Here is a 22,377-nt window from a genome sequence, read left to right as displayed (position 1 = left end):
CACGCCCTCGGTGATTGTGGGACTGAATTGGTTCCCCTTCCTAGTCACTTCAAGGAAAAATGAGACCCATTGACACTCTGGTGTGGCACTGTGCTGCCACGCCTGAAGGCAAGTGGTTCGACGTCGAGGATGTCCGCAAGTGGCACACTCTCCCGCCCCCGAAGGGACGCGGCTGGAAAGACGTCGGCTATCACTTCATCGTCCTCCTCGACGGCACCATCCAGAAGGGTCGACCCCTAGAGCGGGTTGGCGCTCACGTCGAAGGCCACAACACCGGCTCCATCGGGTGCTGCTACATCGGCGGCATCGAAGCCAACTCCTTGAAGCCCAAGGACACCCGCACGGCTGCTCAGAAGGCAGCGATGCTGAAGCTCACTCAGGATTTGCTCAAGCAGTTCCCGACAATCAAGCGCATCGCCGGCCACAATGAGTACGCCTCCAAAGCCTGCCCGTCGTTCGACGTCCGCAAGGACCCGCTCGGGAATCTCCCGACGTTCACCTCAGGCCGGCGTCCGTGATCCGCAGCAAGCGCAGGACCTCTAAGTTCTGGCTTGCCGTCACGCTCGCGCTCTCCTTCATCGCCCTGTTCAGTTGCATCTGGCGGGGCCTTGAGACGGCTGCCGTGGGGATCACAGTGATGATCCCGGCAGTCTACGGAGCATACGTCGGCGTCGGTCACATGGACTACCGGCAGTCGCTCGGCCAACCCGAACAACAGGAACCCTATGGCTAAGCTTTATGGCTGGCTGGCGGGCCTCGTCGCGATCCTCGCCATCATCGGCGTGATCTACGGCAAAGGCCGGCTGGACGCCAACCACGCTGTCGAGACCAAGCAGCTCACCGAGACAATCGAGCTGCAACGCAAGGCAATCGAGAACGAACAGGCGGCCCGCCAGTCGGACGCCATCGTCGCTTCCGAGAACGCCAAACGTCAGGCAGCCCTTCAAACCAAGATAGGCGAATTGAACCAGTATGTGGAAACGCTCGAAGACGCTGATCGCGAGTGCCTTAATGGCGCTGACGTTGAGCGCCTGCGCGACCTCTGGCGCTAAGTTCGCCAAGCCGCATTACCCTGAGCTGCCCGCCGATCTGCGGGTATGCTTCGAGACCCAGGTCGCCCCGCCGTCCAGTGGCGTGATGACAAAGAAGCGAGTGATCTTTCTGATCGCTGAGCTGAAGAAATCGGAGACCGAGAAGAACGATTGTGGCAAGCGCCTCATCGCCTTCTACGACAACGTCTCCCACTGACATACACCCCGGCACCGGCCGCTCAGGCCGATTTCGATGGCGTCTGAGATCACGTTGCCCTTCTCGTCGAACACCTTGCGACCTTATACAAGGTAAGTCTAATGTAATTAATGATCCGCCTATTGAGAAGGGACGGCAGCGCTCTCGGGTTGGGCGCTATCATAGCCGCAGCCTGCACTTTCGGGATGCCGTCGGCATCGGCACATGATTGGTATGAAAAGCAGTGCTGCCAAGATGAGCATTGTGAGCCAATCGCAGATGCCGCGGTGCGCGAAACAAGCAAGGGCTTCAAGATGCCATCCGGTGAGTTGCTGCCTTACGGGGACGGCAGGGTGCGTCAATCACACGACATGCGTTTCCATTGGTGCCATGCCCAAAAAAAAGGAACGGCACACGGGTCTCGTGGCCGATTACCACGTGGCCTCCCCGACATCACAATCTGCCTCTACGTGCCGCCTAGGTCCTTCTAACACTTTATTATTCCAATTCTGGCCGCACTTTTATTTGGCCGCAATCCACAATTCCCGACGCCCTGTTCTGACAGATCACACCCCTCTTTAGGCGGTGATCAAGGAACCAAGGAAGTCTCACCAGAAGACCACTTGGAGACCCGCCAACCGACGCCTGAGGGCTCGGAAGCCGGACAATCCCAATGACGCTTCCAGTGCTGCTCCGAGGTCCGCGCAAACCTCAGAACAAACACGGGAATACAACACATGGCCAATCCTGGCATCGTATCCAATCTCGGTCAGGCGAACGGCGCTGGCGCTCTCGACGCCAACTTCGTCAAGGTCGCTACCGGCGAAATCCTCACCGCTTTCGAACGCACCGTCGAGTACGCGGACAAGCACATGGTCCGCAACATCTCGCAGGGCAAGTCGGCGTCCTTCCCGGTCACAGGTCGCACCTCTGGTGCTCGCTACCACACCCCGGGCGATCAGGTCCTCGGTACGGTCACGAAGTTCAACGAGCGCGTCATCACCGTCGATGATCTGCTCCTGACCGATTACTTCACCGCCAACATCTACGAGGCGATGAACCACTTCGACAGCCGCTCGGAAATGACCAAGCAGCTCGGCGAAGAGCTGGCTCAGGCCTACGACCGCAACGTCGCTCGCACGATCATCCTCGCTTCGCGTGGTACGAACGTCGTGGACGGCCTGCCGGGCGGTGGCTCGATCACCAACGCGGCCCTCCTCACGGATAGCGATCAGATGGCGAAGGCCTTCTTCGACGCTGCCGTCATCTTCGACGAGAAGTACATTCCTGCAGGCGACCGTTGGGGCGCTCTGAAGCCGGCGCAGTACTACGCGCTCGCCCAGAACACCAAGGTCATCAACCGCGACTGGGACGGCAAGGGCTCCTACTCGGACGGCAAGGTCGTCAAGATCGCCGACATCCCGGTCTTCAAGTCGATCAACCTGCCGAACGGCACGAACGTGACGACTGGCCCGACCAAGTACCAGGGCAACTTCACGACCACCGCTGGCGTCATCTTCCACAAGGGCGCTGCCGGCACCGTCAAGCTGCTCGATGTGGCACTTGAGAGCGAATACATGGTCTCGCGTCAGGGCACCCTGATCGTCGCCAAGTACGCTGTCGGTCACGACAAGCTGCGCCCCGAGTGCGGCATCGAACTGAAGACTGCCTAATCCGCAGCACCCACCACTGAACCGGGGCCTCCTAACGGGGGCCTCGGTTTTTTTCGTTCAACTCTCCTCTGGAGGATCAATGGCCAACGGCCTGACCCCACTGACAGAGCTTGAGGCGATCAACGAAATCCTCGCGACCAGCGCCGAAAGCCCTGTGTCGACCCTTGAGGACAATCAAGTAATCGACGCCTCGCTCGCCATGAATACCCTTCGGGCCACCTCTGTGGAGGTCCAAACCGTCGGCTGGAACTTCAACTCCGAAGACGGCGTGAGCATCACCCCCGACCAGAACGGAGAGATCATCCTCCCGCGTAACGTCCTGAAGGTCGACACCTCAGGCGAAAGCTCCAGCATCAGCGCTGTCCAACGCGGCCAACGCCTCTACAACAAGGGCGACCGCACCTACCAATTCGCAGGCCCGGTGACGGTCGATTGGGTCCTCGGTCTCGACTTCGAGGAACTCCCGTCCACCGCGCGCCTCTTCATCACAATCAGAGCCGCCCGCAAGTATCAGGATCGATACTTCGGTGATCAGGCCACCCACTCCTACACGCTGCAGGACGAGCAGATCGCTCGCGCCGCGATGATGGAGGAGGAACTCGACAGCGCCGACCCGAACATGCTGAACGACAGCCAGTTCGTCGTGAGGCTCAAGACCCGGTCGTAATGGCTAAGGTCTCTGGGTCGATCCCCAACTTCGCCAACGGCGTCAGTCAGCAGGCTATGGCCCTGCGGTTGGCTACCCAAGGCGACATCCAGACGAACGCCTATTCCACAATCGTGGATGGCCTCAAGAAGCGCCCTCCGACGCAGCTCAGGGCGTCCCTTGGCGAGGCCATTGCGGGCAACGTCTTCACCCATCAGATCAACCGTGACGCCTCCGAGCGCTACGAGGTGATCGCCACGCCAACGTCGATCCGAGTGTTCACTCTCAACGGAACTGAGCGCACCGTCACGGCTCCCAATGGCTACGGCTATCTGAGCTACGACAGCGGCGCCTACGACCGTCCTCCTTATCGGGCACTGACGGTGGGCGACTACACTTACATCGCGAACCACACCGTCAAGGTCGAGCTGGACACGGCTGTAATCGAACAGCCCTGCCCCAGCGAGGCCCTGATCAACGTCTTGGCCGGCAACTACGGCAAGACCTACACGATCAAGATCAACAACGTTGAGATCGCCCGCTACCTGACTCCCGATGGTCAAAGTTCCGCGCAGACCCCTTCGGTTGACGTGTCCTTCATCGCCCGCCGCCTCGCAACTGGTGAGACCGTCCTGATGAAGGACACCGCCGATGACAAAGCGAATGGCAACTGGCACTGGGAGGACACTGACACAAACCTCGCCGCCAACGGTATCACCGCAGCCAATGGCTGGACCGTCAAGGTCTTCAAGTCGACGATCTACATCAAGAAGGATGACGGCGCAGACTTCAGCATCGCTGTAGACGATGGCTTCAACGGCCACGCCATGAAGGCGGTCCGCAAGACCGTTCAGGACTTCGCTGATCTGCCCGCCTACTGCGAGGACGACGTCGCAGTTGAGGTGGTAGGTTCAGTCGGCACCCAGTTCGACAACTACTTCGTCCGCTTTGACCGGCAGGACGCCAACTCCTCCATCGGCGTCTGGCGTGAAATCCCCAAACCCGGGATCGTCACCGCCCTGAAGGCTTCGACGATGCCCCACGTCCTGATCCGTCAGGCCGATGGCTCATTCACCTTCGATGGGGCCACTTGGGACAAGCGGAAGTGCGGCGATGACGTGATCGCTCCCGGCCCATCCTTTGTGGGCGAGAAGGTCAACGAGGTCCTGTTCTTCAAGAACCGCCTCGGGTTCCTGGCTGGCGAGAATGTCATCTTGTCCCGGCACGGCAGCTTCTTCGACTTCTGGCGCTCAACGGCTACGGCACTGCTGGACGATGATCCCATCGACGTGGCAGCGACCGATAACGGTGTCTCCGTGCTTCGCAGTGCGGTGGCCTCGTCGGACAGGCTGGTTCTGTGGGCCGACCAGATGCAGTTCACCCTCATGGGCAACGAGCTGCTGACCCCAAAGACAGCCTCGATCCGCCCCTCGACGGCGTTCTCATCGTCCAGCAAGGCGCGCCCCGTGCGGGCAGGCAACTCGATCTTCTTCCCGGTCGACCGTGGCCAGTTCACGATGATCAGGGATTACAGGATCGACGTGAACAGCGGCCTAGCTGACGCCGAGGACTCGACCGGTCACGTTCCGCAGTACATCCCGGGAACCGCCATCAAGCTCGCCGCGTCGACCCACGAGGACATCCTTGTGGTGCAGGCTGACGGAGACCTCACGTCTCTCTACGTCTACAAATACTACTGGTCGAACGCTCAGCAGCTTCAGGCTAGCTGGTCCCGGTGGACGTTCCCCGGCGTGACCTCGATCCTCGACATAGGCTTCATCGACAGCCAGCTCGTCTTGGTCCTCAACAGGGGCACCAAGGCCTTCATTGAGGTCATGGACATCCAGCCAGGTGGTGTCGACCCAGACGTCCGATTCGTGGTCAACCTCGACAGGCGGTTCAGGGTCGAGAACTACGATGTCCGCACCTACGATCCGTACAATAATCGGACCACGGTGCTGACCGATCACGACATGACCGAAGCTCCGTATGTCTGTGTCACGGCGGGATCACCAATACCGACCCTCGAACCGGGATTGCAGATCAGCATCCTGTCCTCAGATGCCGGCTCAGTGGTCCTCGAAGGCGACGTGAGGGACGTCCCACTCTACTTCGGGACCACCTACGAGACGCGCTACGGACTGTCGACTATCTTCATCCGGCAGGAGAGCCGAAATGGCGGCGTGTCGGTAATCACCGAGGGCCGGCTCCAGCTCATAAGCTTGCTGATCCAGTTCTCGAAGACCGCCTACTTCCGCGTCGAGGTCACACCTCTGGCGCACCAGACGAGGGCTTACTACTCGACTGGCCGCATCATGGGCGATCCGAACAACAGGGCCGACGAGATCAATCTCAGCGACGGAGCCTTCAAGGTTCCGGTCCTGTCCAAGAACGACCGCGTCAAGGTCGAGATCGTGAACGACAGCTATCTCCCGTCCTGCCTGCTCTCCGCAGAGTGGGTCGGCAACTACGTCCAGAAATCGCAAAGGATTTGATGATCACAATTCGCAGGGCCAAGGTGGCCGACGCTATTTCCTTGGCCCCGCGTCTGCGTTCAGCAGATCGGGATGAGTGCCGGGCTTACCTCGGGTTGGAACCTGAGGTGGTCCTGCCGCAGCTCGTCCAGCAGGGCAACTACGTGTGGGCCGGCGTGGAGACGAACGGGGAGGTCTTTGGCCTCTTCGGTGTCGACCCCGTCAAGGGCAATCCCCATCTCGGGATCGTCTGGATGGTCTCCTCGCCCGCCATCATGAAACACCGCCGAGAACTCATTGGCATGACCCCGAAGTGGCTCAAGAGGCTCCATAAGGTCCGCCCTCTTCTCGGCAACCACATAGACGCGCGCAACACCACGCACATCCGCTGGCTCAAGCGCATGGGTTTCTCGTTTCTGAGGACCCACGCTGAGTTCGGCGTTGAGAAGCGTCCCTTCCACGAATTTGCAAGATTGAGGTCATAACGAATGTGCATAGGCGCAGTCGGTTTGGCTGTTGCCCAGTTCGCTCTGTCCGCAGCCAGCACTGTCGCCGGCTTCATGGGCCAGCAGCAGCAGTATGAGGCGCAGCAGCAATACTACAAGAACAACCGTGAGGCGGCGAACAAGGCTGCCGTGAACTCCTATGCGGCCAACCAGAACCGCGCCCTACAGGAGCGTAAGGCTGCCTCTCAGGAGACCCAGCAACTGCAGACCGATGCGATGCGAGGTAGGGCAACCGCTGAGGTCGCTGCCGGCGAGGCTGGCGTCACAGGCCTGTCAGTCGACGCACTGATCGCGGACTACTATGGGCAACAGGGCCGCTACGAGCGAACCCTCGACAACAATTACCAGATGCAGGCCGACTATCTCCGTGGCGAGATGGATGCAACTCAGGCCCAGGCCGAGGGCCGCATCAACTCGGTCCAACAGGGCCAGAGGCCGTCCTTCGCTGACGCTGCAATCCGTATCCTCGGCGGCGGTCTCGATGCCTACGGCGGTTATCAACGCGCAAGGGCAGCAGGGGTCGCATAATGGCAGGCCAAGGAAGAGTTCAAGTACCGGAGCTGCAGTCGAACATTCGGCTCCAGCCCGCTCCGATGCAGTCGGACACCTACGCCCCACCGCCGCAGCCGGCCAAGAACGAGAACCTGTTCCGTCTGGCTGACGCTCTCGGGGCCTTCTCGAATACCGTCGGCGGCCTCGTCGGGGTCGTCGGCAAGACCAGCAAGGAACAGCGCGCCCGTGAGGACGCCGCCTTCCAGATGCACATCGCCGGCCAGACCCTAGCGGAGACCCGAAAGGACATCGCTGAGGGCCGCATGTCGGTGACCGACGACGTGATCGCCAACGCTGCCCGCCAGAAGGTCTACGGCAATAAGTGGGCGCAGAGCCTCGCTCAGGACACCGATACCGAACTGCAGACCAGCTTCGACTGGGACAAGGGCAACCCCGAGCAGTTCCTGGCTAAGACGTTCCAAGAGAACATCGAGAAGAGCGGCCTGACCGACCCGAACGCTCTCGCCTCGGCGGGTGCCGCATGGGACCAGTACAAGACGTCGGTCCTCGCGAAGCAAGACAAGTACCGGATCGATCGCACCAACAAGTCCACCGTCGACACGGCCTTCACAGTCATCACCGACAAGGCCAACGAGTGGATCAGCAACGGCGTCGAGCCCCGCGAGTTCGCCCAGAAACTCAGCGCCATGCGTGGAGAGTTGGGTGTTAAGGGCTCCCTAGGGGCCGGCGAAGAGACGCTCGATCAGGAGTACCTCAACGCTGCCGCTCGGATAGTCCAGACGAACCCCGAGTACGCCGTGGCCATGCTCGATGCCGAGTACAATGGTCGCTCTGGCAAGACCTCGCTCTCCTCGCAGAGAGTCTATCGGGACCGCGTTCTGCAGATCAAGGCCGAGGCCGAGAAGGCTGTTGGCGTCCGCAACGACAAGAACCAGCAGCTCAGCTTCGACACACAGGCCGACAGCTTGTTGGCCGAAGACAAGCTCGACCGAGCCGTGGACGCCACATGGACGGATCACAACGGTGAGCAGAAGACGATCAATGCCGAGACGCTGAAGAAGGAGACGTTCAATCGCTATCTCCTGCGCTCGCCTGAGATCGCCACTGCCAACAAGGAAGACCCCCAGCAGACGATGCAGCGGGAACTCCGAAAGGCTCAGCTCGCCGGCCTCGAACACCCTGCCCTGAAGGCCGTCGTCACGGGTATCGCTAGTGCCGCTTCGGTGGACATGGCGCAGAACCCCGACGCGATGGATCGAGTGATGGACAAGGTCAAGACGGCGCGTTGGCTCTACAACACGTCCAAGAACACTTACATGTCCTACGTGACCGAGGCCGACCGTGATTTCATGGAGAGCTTCATCATCGCCAAGGACAATCTCACCGGCAAGGATGGCCGGCAGATGTCAGATCAGGCCGCTCTCGAGTTTGCCGTTCGCACCTCGCAGCCGGTCCAGGTCGATGGCCTGAACTTCACCCGGGACCAGAACGACAAGATCGACCAGTCCGTGAAGACCCTCGCGTCGTCGGATGGCTGGCTCTTTGGCATCTTCGGCACGGAGACCACACCGTGGAACTCTGCCGCAGCCCAGCAGCGTGTTGCATCCATCGCCAAGCGCCTCGTGCGTGGTGGCGTGGATCAGAACATGGCCATTACGCAGGCCACCGAGAGCGTTAAGCGCAACTCGATCACCTACAATGGCACTCTGCTGGAACTCGGCAAGGCGGCTCTCCCTGACAACTACAGGGCCGCTCTGGACGGGATCATCGGGGACTTCGCGACCACCAATCCGGGGGTCTTGAAGGATCACGACATCTCGACCGGCGACATCACCATCCTGCCGATTGGCGACATCAATCGCTCTGGCGGCCGATTTATGCTGATCGACAAGAACACGGGCGCAAGCCTGATGGACGACAAGAATGGGGAACCGTACTTCGTCAGCTTGAAGACGATCCGCGACCGTGGCCGCGCGATGAACGACGAGAAGACCGCGAAGGCTGCCCACGACATCTCCGTCAGGGGCGCAGCCAAAACCCACGGCCTCGTCCCAGCGAAGGCGGAAGACGGCAATGGTACCGTCTGGATCAACCCGAAGACCCGCGAGGCCTTCGACGTCACGGTCCCTGAGCCGGGTGCAAAGCCCGTCATCAAGAAGCTCGGCAAGCGCATTCGCAAGAACGCTCCGGTCTACGATGACAACGGCTTCATGCCCCCGCTAGGCGGCGCGAACCGCTAACCACTCACAGGCCCTCGGATCACCTCCGGGGGCCTTTTCAATTCACCCACGAGGAACAATGAACTCAGAACTCTCTCAGGCCATCATTGACGAAAGCAAACGTCGTGGGGCTGACCCTCTCGACTTCGCTACCCTCGTGGGCTTCGAAACGGGAAACACCTACGACATCTGGCAAAAGGGGCCGACCACCAAGTGGGGTCAGCACCGTGGCCTGATCCAGATGGGCGAGCCACAGCGCAAGCAGTTCGGCTACCACCAAGGCATGACCGCAGCGGAAGCTGTGAAGTCGTCCTTCGATTATCTTGAGGCCAACGGATGGAAGTCCGGCATGAGCCTCCTCGACATGTATTCCACGATCAACGCCGGGGCTCCAGGCCGCTACGATGCGGTCGACGGCGGCACCACGGTTCGCCAGAAGGTAGAGAGCGAGAACATGCTCGTCTCCCGCAGGCGGGCTGCCAAGCTCCTCGGGGGTGAGTTCACACCCATCAACACTTCGAACAATGGCTCAGCCGACATCTCGATGCCCTCGGTCGAGGTTCCCGGATGGCGCACCAACACGCCTCGGGCTCCTGAGGTCGAGACCGCTGAACCGGGCTGGTGGCAGCTCCAGAAGGACGCCTACAACACCGAGCAGACGCTCCCGTGGCTTGGCGTCCAGAACAAGCAGATCGCCCCTGATCCGAACTGGTCCCTCGACCCGGCCAGGGTGAAGCAGGACCTAGAAATCCGCGGCGTCCCTGAGACCGAGATCGAGCGCTACTCTCCGCGTCTGGCAAGTGTCTCCGAGGTCGACTATCAGGACAATCTCGGTCGCGTCAAAGACGACTGGGACCGCAACATCCGGCTGTCCAACGCTGGCTTCACCGGCAGCGCCCTACGCATCGCAAACTCGATCTTCGATCCGGTGGCCCTTGGTGCTGACCTATTGGCGTCCACAGTCGCCCCGGAGCTGGTAATCGGCAACCGTGGCCGGCGTCTTGGCAGGGTCCTTGAAGGGGCTATGGCCGGCGCTTCTGGCGGTGCTGCCTCTGTTGCACTCAACGCCGCAGTGAACCCCAACGTCAACCAGTCTGACCTCCTCGCGGCGACCGTCTTTGGCGCTGGCATGGGCGGCGCTGTTGGTCACCTGTTCGGCAGGCCCGAGACGACCTTCGAAGGTGCCCGGCTGGCTCAGGCTACCCGCAACGCTGTTGATGCCCACGAGGGAATCGTCCCCAACGCCGGCTCCGTCGGTGCAGCAAGGGCGACCAACAACACCCCGTTCCTCGACGAAGGTCTCGGCCTCCTCGACGACAGAGACTTCGCCAAGACGTTCGGCGGCAGCATCCGGCCCGATCTCTCGGCCCGCCTCCAGCAGGATGCCAATCCGCTCGTAAAGGCGGTCGCTGGTCTCGTGCAGGATGGCACTGGCAAGCACGAGGGCGCGGTCAACGCTATTGCCGTGACAGAGGACATGACCCGCCTCTACGAGGAGAAGGTCATCCATCATCAGCAGACCTATTCGGCCCAGCTCAGCGACTTCGCCTCTCGGCAGGACAAGGGTATGGCCTCTGAACAGGTCGAGCGGGCGTTCAACCGCAAGGTCGACGAGTACATCCGAGACCGACAGCCAGGTCGTGCAGAACGATACGACGCTGCGGTCATCAAGATGGGCAACAAGCAGTCGCAACTTTACGACGACGCTCTGGGCATGATGCAGAACCCGTTCATGCGAGAAGGCATTGCCGACGCCCGTCCGGTGCTGAACGCCGACGCGGTCTCCAAGGACCCACACTTCGCTCCTCGCTTCTGGGACGCCCAGCGCCTAGTCGAGGCCCGCAGGTTGTTTGGGGTCGACACGATCTCGAACCTGATCGGGCGCGCGATGAAGTCCGCCAACACGGCTCTCGCAGACGATCTGGTCGAGCGCACCTCCAAGGCGTTCACCAAGGCCATCGTCGACCGGGCTCATGGCCTTGAAGACATCACCTCGGCTCGCCTCAGTGGGGGCAATCTGGACGCTTTGGTGGACATGCTGGAGAGCAACTACGGCCTCGTCAAAGAGGACGCTGACGCGCTCCGCTGGCAGTTCAAGGGGCAGCACATGCAGAGTGACAAGGGTGCTTCCGAGCATCTGAAGTCCCGCCTGCTTCTCGACGAGAGTATGCCGGCCATCTCGGTCAGGCGTCTCGACGGTGCGACTGAAGAGCTGAGGCTCTCGGACCTGTTCTCGACGGACGCCAAGGCCAACTACACGCGCTACATGCGCAACACGATGGGCCGCGTGGCCCTTGCCCGCTACCGCTTCAAGGACCCTCAGACCGGCGAATTGCTGATCAACGGGTTCACCAGCGATGCGGAGTGGGACAAGTACGTCCGCATGGTCAAGGAGAAGAACGCCGACCTCATCTCTCAAGGCAAGATCACGAGGTCAGACGCAGACACCAGCATCAAGCGCCTGGAGTTCACCTACGCCTCGATCCTCGGTCGCCCGACCAACACCATGGAAGCGACCAACGCCGGCTGGACCCTCAGGATGATCCGCAAGTTCAACTTCGCGCGCATCATGAACCAAGTTGGCTTTGCCCAGCTCTCCGAGATCGGGATGCCCATCGCGTCTCTCGGCTGGAAAGCAGCTCTCTCGCAAGCACCGGCCCTGCGCCGCGTGATCAACGAGGACGGCGCGTCGATCCTGAAGTCTGGCCTCGGGGACGACTTAGAAGCCATCATGGGTGTCGGTGCAGACCGCCTCATGCACAGCTCGAACTACAACCTCGAAGACCTCACGCACCTCTATGACGAACCCTCGGGGACATGGAAGGACGTGGTTGAGCGGGGCCTGAACAAGGCCAACAAGTTCACCTCCGAGGTCTCGGGGCTGACCCAGGCCAACGTCATGCTTGAACGCTGGACGGCTGCGGCCATCGTGCAGAAATTCTCCAACATGGCTGCCAACGGCGGCAAGGGCATGTCGGCCAAGCGGCTGGCAGATCTGGGCTTGGACAAGGAAATGACCGCTCGCGTCATGAAGATGTTCAACGAAGAGGGCAACTTCGAACACACCACCGGCTTCATCACCGGCAAGAAGGTCGTCCGCGCTCACTTCGACAAGTGGGCTGACAAGGAGGCTCGCGAGGCATTCATTCAGGCAGCCCATCGCCTGAGCCGTCAGGTCATCCAGAAGAATGACCTCGGCAACATGATCATGTGGATGTCCCATCCGCTAGCGAAAGTGCTGATGCAGTTCCGCACATTCATGGTCGGCTCTTACGCCAAGCAGACCCTCAAGGCTGCCAACATGCGCGACCTTACGGCGCTCCATCAGATCGTCCTCACCACGGCAATGGCCACCGCTTCCTACGTCGCTCAGATGAAGGTGCAGGCCATCGGACGCTCCGACAAGGACAAGTTCCTCGAAGAGCGACTGAACCCTATGGCGCTGATGGCGGCTGGCTTCGCAAGAGCTGGCGCTTCCTCGATCATCCCAATGCTTGTCGACACCGGGCGGTACGCCGCTGGGTACGACGGCCTGTTCTCCTACACTCGCACCACGGGGCAGACCAGTAACATGCTCTTCGGCAACCCCACCGTGGGTGGCATCGACGACGTGATGCAGGCGTCCAGAGGTATCGCTGGATTGTTCCGCGAGGGTGAGTGGTCTCAGGACGAAGCACGCAGCCTTGCTCGTGTCTCTGTCTTCGGGAACGCCCTGCCGATCACGATGGGCCTGAATGGCTTGATCGCTGATCTGCCCAAGCATCCACCGCGCCAGTAACCAAACCGGCTCCCCAACGAGGCCCTCGGCTAACCCCGGGGGCCTTTCTGCATTCCCCACCAAGGAACGAAATGACCACACCAATTCTATCCTTCGTCGTCTACGACGGGGACGGGTCGACGCTCGACTACACGTTCGACTTCGGCTACCTCGACCGCAATCACGTTAAGGCATACATCGACGACGTCGCCTCGGGTTCCTTCACTTGGACAGGGCCGTTCTCGATCCGCTTCTACACCGCTCCGGCAGCAGGAACCAAAGTCCGCATCGCCCGCGAGACGCCCTCTGCTCAGCCGCTGGTCACCATTGCGAACGGTGCCTCGCTGCGCGCTGAAGACCTCAACAGGCAAGCGCTGCAGTCCATGTACGTCAGCCAAGAAAGCGCTGACATCGCCATCCTCCTGAAGACTGGGGCGATCACGGCTCCTGCCACGGACGCCGGTCGCATCGTTCTCCAGTTCCCGACCATCGAAGTCCGCAAGAATAGCGTCCTCGGCTTCGACGCCGAAGGCCAGTTCCGTCCCTTCACGTCTGCCGACATGCCCAAGGGTGACACCGGCGAGAGAGGGCTTACCGGCAACCCCGGCCCCACGGGTCCGCAAGGTCCGCAAGGTACCCAGGGCCTTCAAGGTCCCCAAGGTCCTGCCGGGGCCAACTATGCCCCCAACGCCCAAGGGCTGACCGCAGGGCGGGCGGCTTACGACGCTCAGGCGCAGAACTTCTCCTACCTCGACATCCAGCAGGGCAAGCTCTTCTGGAAGCTCAGCGCGACCTCCGGCGACTGGTCCGCAGGGATCACCTTCGGTGCCGGTGCTCAGGGCATCCAAGGCATTCAAGGCCCGGCAGGACCCTCTGGTGCGCAAGGCCCAGCAGGAGCAACCGGGGCGGCCGGCACTCCAGGGATGATCTGGCGAGGCGCTTACGCAGGCGCAACGGCCTACGCCCCCAAGGACGTCGTCTCCTACAACGGCTCAGCCTACATCAACATCCTGGCTTCGACCGGAAACATCCCGACGAACGTGACCTACTGGTCCCCTGTGGCCGTCAAAGGCGACACCGGAGCGACCGGAGCGACCGGAGGCGTTGGTCCGACAGGCCCGCAAGGCGCAGCCGGCCCTCAGGGTCCTCAGGGTGTTGCAGGCACCAACGGCTCTGACGCGGCAGTCACCTCAGCCGCAGTTGCCTCGGCCATCGCTGGCATCGCTTACGGTGCCGTTGGGTCGTTCGTGTTTGCCTTCATCTTCAACGGCGGGGTTTCAGATAACGGGACCTACGCAGGCTCGTCCCTACAGCCCGCTGGTATTTCGTCCGTCCTATCTGCAGCCGAGCCCAACGACACCAAAGACGACAATCCTCGGCTTACCAGAGGTGGAAGCGTTCTTGCAGGGACGTGGAGGGCACTCGGTCGCGTCCAGGCCGATACCGGCCTCAACCGCCCCCGCTTCACTCTCTTCGTGAGGATTGCCTAATGGAATACCGCTACCCGAAGTTCAACGCGTTGGGCTCCATCGACATGGAGATCAACCACTCGGTCCACGGATGGATACCATTCACAGCGTCCACGAGGGACGCCGAGGTTCTTGGTCGGCAGCTCTATGCCTCGGCCAGTGCCTCAGCCGCTTCATACGTTGCCGCTACCCCACCGACCGTCGAAGAGCTTCGCGAGGCAATGCCGACCCTAAGCCCCCAGCAGGTCCGCAGGGCTCTCCTGTCCATCGGCATCGCTGAGGCAGACGTCGAGATGAAGCTGGTGAATGATCCGGCTGGCATGATCGAATGGCGATGGGCCACCTATTTCCGCAGAACTCACCCGCTGATCGACAGCCTCGGTCCCCTCTTCAGCATCACTCCTGTGCAGATCGACAGCCTTTGGGCGTGGGCGGCTGCGCTGTGACACCTCTCGCTCTAATCACAGGAACAACCACCGTGGACAACACCACCGCTGCGGTCGCCGTCTCCGCAGTCTCAAGCCCGATGTGGCTCCCGTGGCTCCACATGGCGTCTGATGGCGCGGCACTCATCGCACCCCTCCTCGGCACGGTCTGGCTCGTCGTTCAGATCGTCGCCAAGGTCCGCGACATGACCAGAAAGGACCCCAAGTGAAGACCGACAGCAAGGCCCTCGGAGACCTCTTCGACACCTTCGCGAACCAGCTCAAGACGATCCTCACCGATGGCCGAACGGTCGTCGATAAGGAGACCGGCGAGGCGCTTCAGGTAACCCCAGACGCCGCTTCGCTGAATGTCATCTTGAACTTCCTCAAGCACACCGGGACGACCGTCGCTCCAGGCACCAACAAGGTGGTCAACGATATCATCGACAGGCTCCCGTTCGACGGCTCCGAACACAACCCCGATTTCCCGAGACACTAAGTGAACATCACCGCACAGAACACCTTCACCCCCGCCGTCCTCATCCAGGCCGGCGACATCTTCGACGTGTCGATCAGCGGCACCTTCGTGGCGACCGTTACGGTGCAGCGATCCAAGGACAGCTCGACTTGGTTTGACGTCGACAACTTCACCGCTCCCGCTGAGAAGACTGGCGTGTCCGGCTCCGCTTGGTACTTCCGCGTAGGCGTGAAGACGGGCGGGTTCACTTCCGGCACCGTTGTGGCTGAGATTTACAGCTAATGGGCGTCCCTTACATGTTGTTCCAGGGCGTCCTCGGCAACGTCCTGTGGACCTCTGCCGCAGCAGCTCCGCCCGCGCCGCCGCCTGTGCCTGTCGATCCGGTGTACCTGCCATCGCTCTCGACGGCCCCTGCGGTCGTCTATGGAACGACAAGGCTTGTCCAGTCCTACTCAGGCCCGGCCCTCCGTGTGCAGCGCGCAGTCGATGACGTTGAGCAGGACATTGGCTTCGGCTCGAAGTACTTCGACACCGCCGCCGCCACATCGTTCCGTGGGGCCAGCTCTCTCGGGCTCCGCAAGTGGTACGATCAGACTGGCAACGGCTTCCACCAAGAGCAGGCGACCAAGGTCAACCAGCCGGGCGTCTTCCCCGAGGTTCTGTACAATGGCGCGCCCTCGATCTCGTTCGACAGCTCCGCGCTCGTCCAGAACCAAAGCTCGAAGTTCACGGCCTGCACCATCGGCCCGACCATCGCCAAGGAGAACTTCACCGAGTTCTACCTGCTCTCGCCGAACTTCTCGCTCAACGACAACTACTACGGCTCGTTCCCGGCAGACGCGACGACCGTGTCGCTGTTCACCACGACGGCAAACGTCGGCCTGAGGGGCAACAATACCACGCCCTTCAACGACACACGGACGGGTCCTCGAAAGGTACCGCCTTTGAACCAGTGCGTTCTGCGCTGGAGAGGTGGTCCGACAGGTAAGCAGTTCGGCGTCAACGGTTCCCTGTTCCTCGTGGGCACGGCCCCTGCGGCCGGCAACGTGACCGGCAAGGGCTTCGGCAGGTGGAATGCCACCACACCGTCCAGCTACGATGGCGAGTTCGACATCATCGCCTACGTTGCCTATCCGGCAGCCCTGTCTGATGCCGAATGCCTGGCTGTCGAGGCATCCCTCAAAGCCCAGTGCAACGTTCTGACCTCCTCCACCGTCAAGGTCGTCTTCGACGGCGACAGCAGGACCGAGGGCTCTGGCCACTCCAAGAACCAGACGTGGACGAAGAAGCTGGTCCAGTCGGTGTCGACGCCAATCTACGCGGTCAACATGGCCGTCGGCGGTCAGTACCTCAGCAACATGGCAACGAACGTCGCCGGTCGCGTGAACAACCAGTATGACGCCGCGTTCACCAAGAACATCGTCTGCATGGGCGGCCCAGGCATCAACGACCTCACCAACGGCAGGACGGACGCGCAGCTCATCGCTGACTTCCAGACCTACGCGAACGGCATCCACGCCAGCCAGCTCCTCATCGCGGCCACGATCCCTTACCGAGACACCGCGACAGCGCAGCAGGAAACTTACCGCAATTCCTACAACGCTTGGCTCCGTGCCAACTACGCGACGTATGCGGAGCGCCTCGTGGAACTCGACATCCCGCAGTTCGCCTACTGGTCCGCGAACTACTACATCGACATCGTCCACTTCAACGATGCCGGCCAGCAGCTTTGGGCAGACGCCTTCAAGCCTGCAATCGAGTCGCTCATAGCGGCCTAACAGACGCCTCAGGACGAGCGATAGGTCGCTCAGCAACCCAACAGCCCCCAAGCTCACAACGCTCGTCCTGAGCGCTCCCTGCCCCGTTTCCGAAAGGTTTAATGACCAAGCAGACCCTCGCTGCTTCGACACACTTGTCGACGCAGAAAGACCCTCTTCTGGACTTCCGCAACTTCCTCTACGTCGTGTGGAAGCACCTGAATCTGCCGGACCCCACCAAGGTCCAGTACGACATCGCATCTTTCCTGCAGCACGGCCCGAAGCGCTCGATCATTGAAGCCTTCCGTGGCGTCGGCAAGTCATGGGTCACCTCGGCCTTCGTCTGCTGGCTGCTCTACTGCAACCCCCAGCTCAACATCCTCGTCGTATCGGCCTCCAAGCAGCGCGCTGACGACTTCTCGACCTTCACCATGCGCCTCATCTTCGAGATGGAGCTGCTGGCCCACCTGAGGCCACGCGGCGACCAGCGCATGTCCAAGGTCTCCTTCGACGTTGGCCCTGCCCGCGCCTCTCACGCGCCCTCCGTCAAGTCGCTCGGCATCACCTCGCAGATCGCTGGATCGCGCGCCGACGTGCTGATCGCGGACGACATCGAAGTCCCGAACAATTCCGACACCCACCTGAAGCGCGAGAAGCTGTCCGAACAGATCAAAGAGTTCGACGCCGTGCTGAAGCCGGGCGGTCGCATTATCTACCTCGGCACCCCGCAGACCGAGCAGTCGATCTACAACCTTTTGCCGGATCGCGGCTACGCCGTTCGCATCTGGCCGGCCCGCTATCCCGATGAGGAGCGCCGCGCCAAGTACGGCTCCAAGTTGGCCCCTCTGATTGGCCGCGAGTTGGACGATAAGCCCGACCGAGTGGGTGCCCCAACAGACCCCCAGCGGTTCTCCGAAGTGGATCTTAATGAGCGCGAGCTGTCCTATGGCCGCTCAGGCTTCTCCCTGCAGTTCATGCTCGATACCAGCCTCTCGGACGAGGACAGGTTCCCGCTCAAGTTGGGCGATCTGATCGTCATGGGATTGAACCCGAAGAAGGCCCCGAGAGAGGTCGTCTGGGGCTCAGGCCCCGAACAGGTCAACGAGAAGCTGCCGATGGTTGGGCTGCCCGGTGACCGCTACCACCGCCCGATCTTCCACGACAAGGACTTCCTCGACTACGAGGGAACGTGCATGTTCATCGACCCCTCGGGGCGTGGCAAGGACGAGACCGCGTGGGCTGTGGTGAAGATGCTCAACGGTATCCTCTACCTCACCGCTGTGGGTGCCGTCAGGGGCCACGGCTATGCCGACAAGGTCCTCGACATGATCCTCGACTGCGCCAAGCAGCAGGGCGTGAACGTGATCAAGGTCGAGCCGAACTACGGCGACGGCATGTTCGCTCAGCTCCTCCGCTCTCGGTCGCAGATCAAGTACCCGGTCCTGATAGAGGACGCCGAATGGGCTAAGGCTCAGAAGGAAGCTCGCATCATCGACACCCTCGAACCGATCATGAACCAGCACCGTCTGGTGGTCTGCTCTTCGGTGGTCGAGTGGGACTACGACAGCACCGCTGCCTTCATCCCTGACGAGGTCAACAAGTTCCGCCTGTTCTACCAGATGACCCGGATCACCCGTAACCGAGGCTCCCTCGCTCATGACGACCGACTGGACGCTGTGGCAGGCTGTGTCGCCTACTGGCTGGAATGGATGGCCAGGAACACGACCCTAGCGGTGGAGCAGAGGAAGCAGGACCTGTTCGATCAGGAGCTGGCTAGGTTCATGGAGAACGCCCTCGGGGCCTCCTTACAGTCGTCCCCTCGGTTCTTCTAAGGGACCCCCATCGAATAGGGTGACCACTAGGACTATCCCCGAGGGTTCCCCTTAGAATGTACCTTAGGGTGGCACCTGAGAGGGAACCTAGAGGGACCCTTAGGTACCTCTTAGGGTGCCACCTGAGAGCCTTACAGCAAGGCTACCCCTTAGGCTCCCCTGACGTTCTCCTCAGGGTGTAGCCGAGGGGGCACAGGGACACAGTAGACCCCTACCTACTACTTCTTCTGGGCCTTGATCAGGTAGTATAATTGTTATCCATATAGCGGTACACGGAGAATCGTCGCAGGTCGCAAACGGCGTTCGCTGATTCGCTGCGCATGTCTGGAGGGGGCCGCGTGAACAAGCTTTGGTACGGCGACAATCTCACCATCATGAAGGGAATGAAGAAGCACTCCGTCGACCTGATTTACCTCGACCCGCCATTTAAGTCCGACGCGAATTACAATCTGCTCTACAAAAATATGACTGGCAAACCGGTGCCGGAGCAGGCGGAGGCATTCTTCGACACTTGGGACCTCGATGCAACGAAACTGGAAATCGCTCGGACGATGCCAGTTCTGATGCGAGAGCATGGCGTAGATGATCACTACGTTGCGTTTTGGAGCATCTGGATGCAGGCCCTCCGCAATACTCAACCGGAGCTGCTGGCGTATCTGATCTATATGGTCCAACGACTGCTCTATATGAAGAGCATCCTACGCCCGACAGGGTCCATTTACCTGCACTGCGACCCGACTGCCAGCCATTACTTAAAGGTGATGATGGATGGTATTTTTGGGCATCGGAACTTCCGAAACGAAATTATCTGGAGGCGAACACACTCCCACGGCGACACGAAGCGAAAGTTTGGGGCCGTCACCGATACGATCCTATACTACACCGTCTCGGACAAATATATTTTCAACCCGCAATATCGCCCGTTCAAAGCAGACTACATCGACGACACCTTCAAGAAGGATGCCAGCGGCCGCCATTGGCAATCCGTGACGTTACGAAGCCCGAGCCTACGACCCAACCTGCATTACCCGTACACAGCTTCGAATGGCGTAACCTACCATCCGCATCCCAATGGATGGTCCTGTGATATCGACAGGATGAAGACGTATGACGCAGAGAAGCGGCTCCACTATCCAAGCAAATCCACGGGCGCATTACGGCTCAAGATGTTCCTGGATGAGTCCCAAGGCGTAAAGGTCCAGAGCCTCTGGGACGACATTGACGCCATCCCGGCTAAGTCGCAAGAGCGGTTAGGTTATCCTACGCAGAAGCCAAAGGAGCTTTTGAAACGGATCGTGGCAGCCTCAACGAACGAGGGGCAAGTCGTATTCGACCCGTTTTGCGGATGTGGGACAGCAATATACGCAGCTCACGAGCTCCATAGAGAATGGATCGGCTGCGATATCGCCATACTGGCCGTTAAACTGATCAGAGAAGTTTTACAGGAACGGTACGCGCTCGCGGAGGGGGCGCACTTTGCGTTGGATGGAATCCCGGTGAGCGTCGAGCAGGCTGACGAGCTCTTCAAAGTCGACCCATTCCAGTTCCAACACTGGGTTGTCGAGCGAGTAGGCGGCTTCCCTATGCAAAAGAAGGTTGCGGACCGAGGGATAGATGGTCGCGTGTATTTTGAAACACGAAACACACTAGAAGAGATGATTATTTCGGTCAAAGGTGGGAAGCTTCGCCCAACCGATATTAGAGACCTCCGTGGAACAATGGAGCGAGAAAAAGCAGCTATGGCTGGATTTCTCAGTCTTCAGGAGCCATCCAAGGCAATGCGAGCCGAGGCGGCCGATGCGGGCGTATATACATACAACGAGGTGGGGTACCCGCGCCTTCAATTGTTGACTGTCCGAGACATCCTCGAAGGTAAACGGGAGTTCCACATGCCAACTCGCGTCAATACCAAGATCAGCACCGGCCAACAGTCTCTTGCACTGTAAGAGGGCGTAGCCGAGGGGGGCTTAGGGTAGACAGGGACCTATTTGTCCTTGATAGGAGGAAGGAGCCTGTTCTCCTCAATGGCAGCAGCCAGGAAGGCCTCTCGAACCTGAGCGGGTGTCATCTCGTTGGCCAGACCGGCCATGCAGACGCGCACCGCTTGGTTCCACTTAGGGCCACGCTTCTTCCACTCCAGCAGTTCCCTGGCCGCGCCCTCGACAGAGTTCACGTTGTAGCGGAACCCTTGGTTGGTCCTAACGGGGACCGCTGGCGAGAACCATCGGGTCGCTATAGGCTTTGTCATAGGGTTAATTTAGGGCGACGTAATGTATGGTTCAAATCGTCGTGACGTGAGACCTAGCCAGAGGAGCGTAACACCCCCTCCTCCTTGGCAGCAGCCTCGAAGGCCTTACGGGCCTCCTCGGGGGTCGCCCGGTCCTGGACAGCCTCGAGGCATAGTTGCACAGCCTTCCGCCACTTAGGTCCCATCTTGGTCCACTTCAGGAGTTCCTCGGCGGCACCCTCGACATTGTTGCAGCCGTAGGTGACCCCAGGCCGGTCGGTCTTGACGTAGACCGGAGGGGAGAACCAATGAGTTGCCATGAGGCTATTCGCGGAGGTCGAACGCGACAAACAGGCCAAAGGCTGGGGCAATCTCGACAATAAGCTCGACTAGCGCGCAGTCACTTTCCACCAGATGCGGCCCGTCTCGGCGCACCGCTGCGATGGTCTCTTTGACGGAGATGCTTTGACCGCGACGGGCTTGTAGGATCAGCTCTTCAACAATCTCGTGGGCAGTCATTTTGCTGGGTCGGCAATTCATCCGAAGGTTCATCCGAGGCCTCCACCTCAGCGATAACCCAAGGGAGCATTGATGATCCTCTGCCGGGAAAAATCAACAAAAATGTTGGGCAGAAATTTTCAAAGAAACCACCACAGAGCTGGCCTCTGTTTGACGCTCAGCCAGCCCGCTAGGCACCTTCTTCCGTCGCCCCCTGTTTGGCCAGATCAATAGCCGCGAGTAATGATGCTAGGGTCGGCGGCAGTTCTGGTTCGACTGCTAGCCTTAACAGCTTGTGTATGTGACGACGATTGGCTTCCGAATGGATCAGTTTCCGAACTGCTTTGGAGACAGACGGATGACCTGCCTGGTTCTTCTGTGTCATGTTCAGGGCGTCCCTTCCCCGTCAGCCGCAACTCGCCCGAAACGAAATGGTTCCAACCACGAGGCCGGGAATGTTTGGTAGAAATTTCTGAGCGGGTGATCGGATAACTGGCTCGCGCGACGACCCCCCGTGCCCCCCTTCGTTCCCACACTGCGCCGCTCGGGTCGCCTTCCGTCCCACAATCATTCCCACAACACGGCAGATTGGCGAATGATTTCAATGGGGCAAACAGGATAATGTATCTCTTATGATCCATGAGGCGCACATAGCGGACTGATCGAGGCGCATAGA

At 60.4% G+C, this 22,377-nt stretch carries 23 protein-coding genes; 19 read left to right on the top strand and 4 right to left on the bottom strand.

Annotation, left to right across the window (positions count from 1 at the left end):
- The first annotated feature begins 59 nt into the window (after positions 1-59).
- The 19 genes from NKG95_RS29075 (at position 60) to NKG95_RS28985 (ending at position 20,922) form a co-directional block, all read left to right on the top strand.
- On the top strand, positions 60-518 hold the full coding sequence (locus NKG95_RS29075) for an N-acetylmuramoyl-L-alanine amidase (protein WP_353043197.1): 459 nt from the start codon (positions 60-62) through the stop codon (positions 516-518).
- A complete protein-coding gene (locus NKG95_RS29070; RefSeq protein ID WP_352869765.1) occupies positions 515-733 on the top strand; it encodes a hypothetical protein in 219 nt (72 codons plus the stop codon). The genes NKG95_RS29075 and NKG95_RS29070 overlap by 4 nt, the downstream gene beginning before the upstream one ends.
- A complete protein-coding gene (locus NKG95_RS29065) occupies positions 726-1,052 on the top strand; it encodes a hypothetical protein (protein WP_353043196.1) in 327 nt (108 codons plus the stop codon). Before NKG95_RS29070 ends, NKG95_RS29065 begins: the two co-directional genes overlap by 8 nt.
- Positions 1,012-1,248, top strand: coding sequence for a hypothetical protein (locus NKG95_RS29060; RefSeq protein ID WP_352775755.1), 237 nt, complete (start codon positions 1,012-1,014; stop codon positions 1,246-1,248). Before NKG95_RS29065 ends, NKG95_RS29060 begins: the two co-directional genes overlap by 41 nt.
- A 716-nt stretch (positions 1,249-1,964) precedes the next feature.
- Positions 1,965-2,900 (top strand): major capsid protein, encoded by a 936-nt coding sequence (locus NKG95_RS29055; protein WP_353043195.1) that lies wholly within the window; start codon positions 1,965-1,967, stop codon positions 2,898-2,900.
- A 79-nt stretch (positions 2,901-2,979) separates the two neighbouring features.
- Positions 2,980-3,567 (top strand): phage tail tubular protein A, encoded by a 588-nt coding sequence (locus NKG95_RS29050; RefSeq protein ID WP_353043194.1) that lies wholly within the window; start codon positions 2,980-2,982, stop codon positions 3,565-3,567.
- Positions 3,567-6,041 carry a phage nozzle protein gene (locus NKG95_RS29045; protein WP_353043193.1) on the top strand — a complete coding sequence of 825 codons (2,475 nt, stop codon included), beginning with the start codon at positions 3,567-3,569 and terminating at the stop codon, positions 6,039-6,041. The genes NKG95_RS29050 and NKG95_RS29045 overlap by 1 nt, the downstream gene beginning before the upstream one ends.
- A 107-nt stretch (positions 6,042-6,148) precedes the next feature.
- The gene (locus NKG95_RS29040) at positions 6,149-6,505 is read left to right on the top strand and encodes a hypothetical protein (RefSeq protein WP_353043192.1); all 357 of its coding nucleotides are present in this window, start codon (positions 6,149-6,151) and stop codon (positions 6,503-6,505) included.
- Positions 6,506-6,508: 3 nt separating this feature from the next.
- Entirely contained in the window at positions 6,509-7,054 is a 546-nt protein-coding gene (locus NKG95_RS29035) for a virion core protein, T7 gp14 family (RefSeq protein ID WP_502913995.1), read from the top strand.
- A gap of 65 nt (positions 7,055-7,119) precedes the next feature.
- Positions 7,120-9,279, top strand: coding sequence for a hypothetical protein (locus NKG95_RS29030; protein ID WP_353043190.1), 2,160 nt, complete (start codon positions 7,120-7,122; stop codon positions 9,277-9,279).
- A 58-nt stretch (positions 9,280-9,337) separates the two neighbouring features.
- The gene (locus NKG95_RS29025) at positions 9,338-13,036 is read left to right on the top strand and encodes a hypothetical protein (protein ID WP_353043189.1); all 3,699 of its coding nucleotides are present in this window, start codon (positions 9,338-9,340) and stop codon (positions 13,034-13,036) included.
- 71 nt (positions 13,037-13,107) lie between these two features.
- Complete coding sequence (locus NKG95_RS29020) at positions 13,108-14,505, top strand: phage tail fiber domain-containing protein (RefSeq protein ID WP_353043188.1); 1,398 nt, start codon at positions 13,108-13,110, stop codon at positions 14,503-14,505.
- A complete protein-coding gene (locus NKG95_RS29015) occupies positions 14,505-14,930 on the top strand; it encodes a hypothetical protein (RefSeq protein ID WP_353043187.1) in 426 nt (141 codons plus the stop codon). Before NKG95_RS29020 ends, NKG95_RS29015 begins: the two co-directional genes overlap by 1 nt.
- A 32-nt stretch (positions 14,931-14,962) precedes the next feature.
- A complete protein-coding gene (locus NKG95_RS29010) occupies positions 14,963-15,139 on the top strand; it encodes a hypothetical protein (RefSeq protein ID WP_352844988.1) in 177 nt (58 codons plus the stop codon).
- A complete protein-coding gene (locus NKG95_RS29005; protein ID WP_353043186.1) occupies positions 15,136-15,408 on the top strand; it encodes a hypothetical protein in 273 nt (90 codons plus the stop codon). The genes NKG95_RS29010 and NKG95_RS29005 overlap by 4 nt, the downstream gene beginning before the upstream one ends.
- Entirely contained in the window at positions 15,409-15,669 is a 261-nt protein-coding gene (locus tag NKG95_RS29000; RefSeq protein ID WP_353043185.1) for a hypothetical protein, read from the top strand.
- Between the two features lie 14 nt (positions 15,670-15,683).
- Complete coding sequence (locus tag NKG95_RS28995) at positions 15,684-17,165, top strand: SGNH/GDSL hydrolase family protein (RefSeq protein ID WP_353043184.1); 1,482 nt, start codon at positions 15,684-15,686, stop codon at positions 17,163-17,165.
- A gap of 101 nt (positions 17,166-17,266) precedes the next feature.
- Positions 17,267-18,976 (top strand): phage terminase large subunit, encoded by a 1,710-nt coding sequence (gene terL / locus NKG95_RS28990; protein WP_353043183.1) that lies wholly within the window; start codon positions 17,267-17,269, stop codon positions 18,974-18,976.
- 338 nt (positions 18,977-19,314) lie between these two features.
- On the top strand, positions 19,315-20,922 hold the full coding sequence (locus NKG95_RS28985; RefSeq protein WP_353043182.1) for a DNA methyltransferase: 1,608 nt from the start codon (positions 19,315-19,317) through the stop codon (positions 20,920-20,922).
- Positions 20,923-20,960: 38 nt separating this feature from the next.
- Here NKG95_RS28985 and NKG95_RS28980 read toward each other — a convergent pair whose 3' ends face one another.
- From NKG95_RS28980 to NKG95_RS28965, 4 genes are all read right to left on the bottom strand, one after another.
- Positions 20,961-21,224: a DUF982 domain-containing protein gene (locus tag NKG95_RS28980; protein WP_353043181.1), complete on the bottom strand. Its 264-nt coding sequence runs from the start codon at positions 21,222-21,224 to the stop codon at positions 20,961-20,963.
- 53 nt (positions 21,225-21,277) lie between these two features.
- Positions 21,278-21,523, bottom strand: coding sequence for a DUF982 domain-containing protein (locus NKG95_RS28975; protein WP_353043180.1), 246 nt, complete (start codon positions 21,521-21,523; stop codon positions 21,278-21,280).
- A gap of 4 nt (positions 21,524-21,527) precedes the next feature.
- Positions 21,528-21,755 (bottom strand): hypothetical protein, encoded by a 228-nt coding sequence (locus NKG95_RS28970; protein WP_353043179.1) that lies wholly within the window; start codon positions 21,753-21,755, stop codon positions 21,528-21,530.
- A 136-nt stretch (positions 21,756-21,891) separates the two neighbouring features.
- Positions 21,892-22,086, bottom strand: coding sequence for a hypothetical protein (locus NKG95_RS28965; RefSeq protein ID WP_353043178.1), 195 nt, complete (start codon positions 22,084-22,086; stop codon positions 21,892-21,894).
- Positions 22,087-22,377: the final 291 nt, after the last annotated feature.

This window comes from Mesorhizobium sp. M1423 (assembly GCF_040317575.1).
Classification (GTDB): Bacteria; Pseudomonadota; Alphaproteobacteria; order Rhizobiales; family Rhizobiaceae; genus Mesorhizobium.
The sequence above is the reverse complement of the archived record's forward strand: the minus strand, read 5'-3'. Positions and strand labels throughout refer to the sequence as shown.